This is a genomic window from Comamonas sp. 17RB (assembly GCF_030056555.1).
Taxonomy (GTDB): domain Bacteria; phylum Pseudomonadota; class Gammaproteobacteria; order Burkholderiales; family Burkholderiaceae_C; genus Comamonas; species Comamonas terrigena.
The window spans coordinates 433,182-439,634 of record NZ_JASHHY010000003.1 but is presented as its reverse complement, the minus strand read 5'-3'; the positions used below and the strand labels follow the sequence as shown (position 1 = coordinate 439,634).

Annotated in this window: 3 protein-coding genes and 3 tRNA genes; 1 reads left to right on the top strand and 5 read right to left on the bottom strand. The window is 66.2% G+C overall.

All coding sequences use genetic code 11. The features are described 5' to 3' along the window. Positions 1-43 precede the first annotated feature (43 nt). From QM470_RS08300 to QM470_RS08290, 3 genes are all read right to left on the bottom strand, one after another. Positions 44-128 (bottom strand) — tRNA-Leu (locus QM470_RS08300). A gap of 88 nt (positions 129-216) precedes the next feature. Further along, positions 217-301, bottom strand: a tRNA-Leu gene (locus QM470_RS08295). 122 nt (positions 302-423) lie between these two features. After that, positions 424-508 (bottom strand) — tRNA-Leu (locus QM470_RS08290). 34 nt (positions 509-542) lie between these two features. Between QM470_RS08290 and rnr the strand changes: the two genes are divergently transcribed. Next, positions 543-2,942 carry a ribonuclease R gene (rnr, locus tag QM470_RS08285; RefSeq protein WP_283338868.1) on the top strand — a complete coding sequence of 800 codons (2,400 nt, stop codon included), beginning with the start codon at positions 543-545 and terminating at the stop codon, positions 2,940-2,942. 532 nt (positions 2,943-3,474) lie between these two features. Here the strand turns inward: rnr and QM470_RS08280 are convergent. Beyond that, positions 3,475-5,007 carry an NAD(P)H-hydrate dehydratase gene (locus tag QM470_RS08280; protein ID WP_283338867.1) on the bottom strand — a complete coding sequence of 511 codons (1,533 nt, stop codon included), beginning with the start codon at positions 5,005-5,007 and terminating at the stop codon, positions 3,475-3,477. Between the two features lie 170 nt (positions 5,008-5,177). Beyond that, entirely contained in the window at positions 5,178-6,431 is a 1,254-nt protein-coding gene (locus tag QM470_RS08275; RefSeq protein WP_283338866.1) for an FAD-dependent oxidoreductase, read from the bottom strand. Positions 6,432-6,453 lie beyond the last annotated feature (22 nt).

The window sequence follows — 6,453 nt, the reverse complement described above, 5'->3', positions numbered from 1 at the left end:
TATTCTTGGGTGATGTTTGCCAAAAGCAAGCATCGCAAATTTTTGGTGCCCAGGAGAGGACTCGAACCTCCACGGAGTTACCCGCTAGTACCTGAAACTAGTGCGTCTACCAATTCCGCCACCTGGGCAAAAGACAAATTGTGTTAAATGAAGTGTGGTAGCACCTCACAATTTGCTTTTGGTGATGCCTGCTGAACAAGCAAGCATCGCAAATTTTGGTGCCCAGGAGAGGACTCGAACCTCCACGGAGTTACCCGCTAGTACCTGAAACTAGTGCGTCTACCAATTCCGCCACCTGGGCTTGCATCTGTCAAAGACAGATCCATTTTTTCCTAAAGCGTCTCCGCCTTTATGCAAAACATGCTCACTGTGGTAGCAATGAACCTTGTTTTTACGAAAACCACAGCTGGTTGTCGTTAAACTTGGTGCCCAGGAGAGGACTCGAACCTCCACGGAGTTACCCGCTAGTACCTGAAACTAGTGCGTCTACCAATTCCGCCACCTGGGCGCCTCAGGAAAGATTTAGATTGTATAGTAAAAAAATGAACCTCCGCACAAAGACAGCCAACTTGTCCAAAGAAATTGAAGGTACCGTGCAGGGGCACCGCGATGGCCATGGCTTTGTCCTGCGCGACGACGGCGAAGGTGACATCTTTCTTCCTCCCAATGAGATGCGTGCGGTGCTGCACAAGGACCAGGTGCGGGTGCGCATCGTGGGCCAGGATCGCCGCGGCCGGCCCGAAGGCCATGTGCTGGAGATCGTCGAACGTCCTACCAAGACCCTGATCGGCCGCCTGCTGCAGGAAAGCGGCGTGTGGCTGGTGGCGCCGGAAGACAAGCGCTATGGCCAGGATGTGCTGGTGCCGGGCACCGGTATCGGCACGGCCAAGGCCGGCCAGGTGGTGGTGGTGGAACTGACCGAGGCCCCGGCCTTGTTTGGCCAGCCGGTGGGCCGGGTGATTGAAGTGCTGGGCGAAGTGGATGACCCAGGCATGGAGATCGAGATCGCCGTGCGCAAGTATGGCGTGCCCCATATCTTCAGTGATGCCTGTCTGGCCGAAGCCAAGGCGCTGCCCGACAAGGTGCGTGCGGCGGACCGCAAGAACCGCGTGGATCTGCGCGATGTGCCCCTGGTGACCATCGACGGCGAAGACGCCCGGGACTTTGACGATGCCGTGTACTGCGAGCCCGCCAAGGTGGGGCGCAGCAAGGGCTGGCGCCTGCTGGTGGCGATTGCCGATGTGAGCCACTATGTGCAGAACGGCAATGCCATCGATATCGATGCCTACGAGCGCGCCACCAGTGTGTACTTTCCGCGCCGCGTGATCCCCATGCTGCCGGAAAAGCTGAGCAACGGTCTGTGTTCGCTCAACCCCGCCGTGGACCGCCTGTGCATGGTCTGCGACATGCTGGTCAACAACAAGGGCGAGGTGCAGGCCTACCAGTTCTACCCGGCGGTGATGCACAGCCATGCACGCTTCACCTATACCGAGGTGGCGGCTATTCTGTCCAATACCCGTGGACCGGAAGCCGCGCAGCGCAAGGAGCGCGTGCAAGACCTGCTGAACCTGCACGATGTGTACCGTGCCCTGCTGCAGGCGCGCCAGGCGCGCGGCGCGGTGGACTTTGATACGGTGGAGACGCAGATCGTCTGCGACGACAACGGTCGGATTGAAAAAATCATCCCCCGCACCCGCAACGATGCCCACCGTCTGATCGAAGAAGCCATGCTGGCCGCCAACGTGTGCTCGGCCGATTTCATTGAAGAGAACGGCCAGAACGGCTTGTTCCGTGTGCACGACCGTCCTTCGGCCGAAAAGATCGACATCCTGCGTGGCTATCTGAAGGCGCTGGGTGTGGGCATGTCGGTCAGCGACACACCGCATCCGCGTGAATTCCAGGCCATTGCCGATGCCACCAAGGACCGTCCGGACTCGCAGCAGATTCACACCATGCTGCTGCGCTCCATGATGCAGGCCTTCTACACGCCCGAGAACAACGGCCACTTCGGTCTGGCGTTCGAGGCCTACACCCACTTCACCAGCCCCATCCGCCGCTATCCCGACTTGCTGGTGCACCGTGTCATCAAGTCCATCCTGGCCGGTTCGCACTACCGCCTGCCGACCTTGCCGACGCCGGGCGAAGCCCAGGCCAAGCTGGCCAAGCGCCTGGCATCGCGCGTGACCGAGCCGCAGCAAAAGCCCCGCAGCCGTGCGGCCCAGGCCGAGCTGCAAGGCTGGGAGGCCGCTGGCCTGCACTGCAGTGCCAACGAACGGCGCGCCGACGAGGCCAGCCGGGACGTGGAAGCCTGGCTCAAGTGCAAATACATGCGCGACCATCTGGGCGAGGAGTTTGCCGGTACGGTGTCCTCGGTCACCACCTTTGGCATCTTTGTCACGCTGGATGCCATGTATGTGGAAGGTCTGGTGCACATCACCGAGCTGGGGGGCGATTACTTCCGCTTTGATGAGCACCGCCAGGAGCTGCGCGGCGAGCGCACCGGCATCCGCTACACCATCGGCACGCGCATGCGGGTGCAGGTGAGCCGTGTGGACCTGGATGGCCGCAAGATCGACTTCCGCATCGTGCACGATGAGGAAGAGATGGCTTTGCGCAATGCCACCCGCAGCCGTGCCGGCAAGCGCGCCCGCCGTGAAGCGACCGGCGATGACGGGAGTGAGGAAGCTGCAGCACCTGCCCGCCCTCCGGTGGAAGCAGCGGACAGCTGGAACCAGGGCAAGTCCGGCCGTTCCGGTTCCGGCAAGCCCGCGCGGCGTGACAACCGCAGCACCCACCAGGCACCGCGTGAAGCGGCGGCGCCCGATATGCAGGATCTGCGTGCATCGGTGCAGCAGGCTGCCGTGGCCAAACAGGGCAAGGCCGCTGCCAAGGCCGCCAAAAACTCCCGGGCTGGCAAGCGCAAGCCCCGAACGGGCCGCTAAGACGGTTGAGGGAGGGCCGCTTCGGCGGCCTGAACCAGGGCGGCGTCTGTGCCTGCCACCAGGGATTCACCTGCGGAATGCGGTGGATCCTTTTTTTTATGCGCCGCTGCTCACTCAAGTTGGATGGAGTGTGCAGAGTCTGGCTGCCAGGCTGGCCTGTTGCCTGCTACTCACCCGTTCTGGTGCGCGCGCAGTGTGGGTCTTCCCAGTAGCAAGTAGCCCGGCGGGAAGGCTGGAGCGCTTGGCGCCTGGCCTGCTGGTGCATCCTGCGGTTTCGTATGTGGCGAGCGTGGGCGCATTCACAGGCGCCGTGCTTTTTGTGCTCCAAAAGAGGACTGGATCCAGGGGCGCGGCAAGGAATCTGTTGGGCGGCAATGCCAGCGCTATTGGACAGAGCTGCGCTGGGGCAGGGCAGCCGCTGCATCCACGGCAGGTCTAAAAGCACTGGGCGCACCATCGAGTCTGTGGCGGCGGCTGCTGCCGGCTTGTTCGCCGGCAGCGTGCATGCGAGGTGGTGCAGTGGCCTGCGGTTTCAGGTGCAGCGCGCCAGTGCGCCAGCCGTCAGCGCCTGGCAGGCTGGCCATTGGTCGGCCAGATGGCCATGGTGCCACACGGCCCATTGCGCGGCGGTGTGGGGCGGCAGTCCCTGGGCCCAGGCGGCACCCACCATGCCGGCCAGCACGTCGCCCGTGCCGGCCGTGGCCAGCCGTGCATTGCCGCTGCCATTGATGCACGGCAGCTGGTGGGGGCTGGCAATGATGCTGCCCGAGCCTTTGAGCACCACGGTGCTGGACGTCTGCTGCGACAGCTGGTGCGCGGCCTGCAGGCGGTCAGCCTGCACGGCGGCGGTGTCGCTGCCCAGCAGACGTGCGGCTTCCAGCGGGTGGGGGGTGAGGATGGTGTGCAGGCCGATGTGGGCGCGGCTGGCCAGCAGGTGCTGCAAGGCGCTGTCGGCGGCGATGGCGTTGAGGGCATCGGCATCCAGCACCAGGCGGTGGGCTTGCTCCAGTGCCTGGGGCAGCACGGCGGCCACGGCCTGGCCGCCGCCGCAGCCGCACACCACCACGCCCTGGTCCCAGTGCAGGGCGCTGACCTGGCGCAGCATCAGCTCGGGCTGCTGGGGCAGCAACTGGCAGGCGCCTTCGTCCAGCAAAGCCAGCATCACGCGGCCGGCACCATGGTGCAGCGCCGCCGTGGCCGCCAGCACGGCGGCGCCCCCCATGCCCATGCCGCGCAGGTACAGTCCTTCGCCGCCGATCACGGCCACATCGCCATAGCTGCCCTTGTGGCTGGCGTGAGCACGGCTGCGCAGTGCCACGGCGCCGCCCAGCTGGGCGCAGGGGCGGTGGTCGGGGTGCTGGTTCAGGTCGACGCCCAGGTCATCCCACCAGACCTCGCCCGCCGCATCCCGGCCGGCGCCGGTGAAGAGGCCGGCTTTCAGCGTCAAAAAGCTCAGCGTGTGGCGCGAGCTGCGCGGGGCGCGCTCGAAGGCCAGGCCCGGCAGATACTGGCCGGTGTCTGCCTGCAGGCCCGAAGGCAGATCGGCACACAGTACCGGCGCCGGGCACAGGTGCAGCCATTGCAGCAGTTGCACCAGCGGGTCGTTGGTGGGGAGGTTGCGTGTGCTGGCGCCAATGCCCAGCAGTGCGTCTACCGCCAGGTCCTGGGCGTCCAGGGCTGGTGGCGTACTGTCCAGAAAGCGCACACCGGCCTGCTGGGCGGCCAGCCATGCGGCGCGGGTGTCGCTGCTACAGCGCTGCGGGTCCCCCAGCCAGTGCACGCTGGTGGCATAGCCGGCGGCCTGGAAGGCGGCGGCCGCCTGCAGTCCGTCTCCGCCGTTGTTGCCTGCGCCGCAGGCCAGCCAGACCTGGCGGGCATGGGGGGCAATGGCGCGCCCCAGCTGGGCCAGTGCCCCACCTGCGCGCTGCATCAGGCTGGGGCTGGGGGCGGTATCCAGTGCGTGGGCTTCAATCAGGCGGGTGGTGGCCGTGTCATACAGCGGTTGACCGCCGGCAGCGCGTTGCAGGCGGCGTGCTGCTGGGGGGAGGGCGGTGAGGGAGCGCATACCCCGCAGTGTGCACCCGATGGGTGCCGGGGCTGGTGTGGGCTGTGGCAGATCGCCAACGGCCGCGCAAGCACGCCGCGTGGCGCGGCGCTGGCCGCGGGGCGTCGGCTGAAAAAAGGAGGCTTGTAAGGGGGTGATCCACGCCGTCTGGGGTGGACCGCGTCACTGCGTCAGCTGGAAAACCGCATCGGTGACAGCGCCTGCACTTCCTGTGGCACGGCACGGCCGGCAATCTGGTCGGCCAGGATGCGGGCGCAGCCATTGGCCAGTGATGCGCCGTGGGCGCCATGGGCCAGGTTGAGCCAGACCTGGGGTTGCGAGCCCCGGCCCAGCAGCGGTGCACCGTCGGGCATGACGCCGCGGGTGCCGCGCCAGATCTGCACCTGAGGCGAGGACAGCTGGGCTGCGCCGGGATACCAGTCGTTCAGCGCTTCGTACATGCGTGTCAGCGTGGCCTGGTTGTGGGCTTCGGGCGCGGTGCCCAGCTCGGCACCTCCGCTGATGCGGATGCGCTGGCCGATGCGGCTGATCACCAGTTGCTGGCCCCAGTCCAGCGCCGCCGCGCGGGGCGCATGTGTGGGCTCGCGAAGCGGTGCGCTGATGGAGTAGCCGTGCAGCGGCATCATGGGCAGGCGCAGGCCGCTGGCGGCCAGCAGATCGGGGCTGGCGCCCGTGCACAGCACCACGGCATCGTGCAGGTGGGCGGCATTGTCGCCTTCCTGCAGCAGGTGCACCTGCTTGCCCACACTTTGCACGCTGCGGATGGTGGTGTGCGGCTGCAGGCGCACACCGCTGTGCATGGCCAGCTGGCGCAGCTGCTGCGTCCACTGGCGGCAGTTGATGGTCTCGCCTTCGCTCAGTTGCAGGGCGCCGGCCAGTGTGGCCTCCGGGGACAGGCCGGGTTCCGCGGCACGGGCGGCGGCGGCGTCCAGCAACTGGGCGGACACATCCATCTCGGCCAGTGCGGCCAGCAGCGGTTGCATGGCCTGCACTTCCTTGGTGCTGCGCAGCAGCACCAGGTGGCCCTGGTGGGATTCGGTGCTCAGTTCATGGGCGGCCGAGATTTCGTGGCGCAGCTGCTGGCTGAAGGCGCTGAGCTGTTCCAGCGCACTGGCAGTGGTGGTGAGCAGGCCGGTCTTGTGGGCACTGCGCTCGGCCGTCTTCCAGCGGCGCAGCCAGCGCCAGTTCTGTCCCAGCCAGGGGCCGGTAGCCTGTACCAGTGCCGGGCCGGTGCCGCCCGGGGTCCAGCCGGGGGTGGACCAGGGTTGCAGCAGGGTGGGGGACAGCCAGCCCGCATTGGCAAAGCTGGCGCCTTCGGCGGCAGCATTGTGTTGTTCATAGACCGTCACCGTATGGCCGTCCTGGGCCAGTTCGTAAGCGGTCGCAATGCCGGCAATGCCGGCACCGACTATGGCGATGTCCATGGAAAAGGGGTGGTGCCGGGCA

What these genes read in the sequence shown, in the direction of transcription:
- rnr (WP_283338868.1), top strand. Translation starts at nt 543, where the DNA reads ATGAACCTCCGCACAAAGACAGCCAACTTGTCCAAAGAAATTGAAGGT.
- QM470_RS08280 (WP_283338867.1), bottom strand. Translation starts at nt 5,007, where the DNA reads ATGCGCTCCCTCACCGCCCTCCCCCCAGCAGCACGCCGCCTGCAACGC.
- QM470_RS08275 (WP_283338866.1), bottom strand. Translation starts at nt 6,431, where the DNA reads ATGGACATCGCCATAGTCGGTGCCGGCATTGCCGGCATTGCGACCGCT.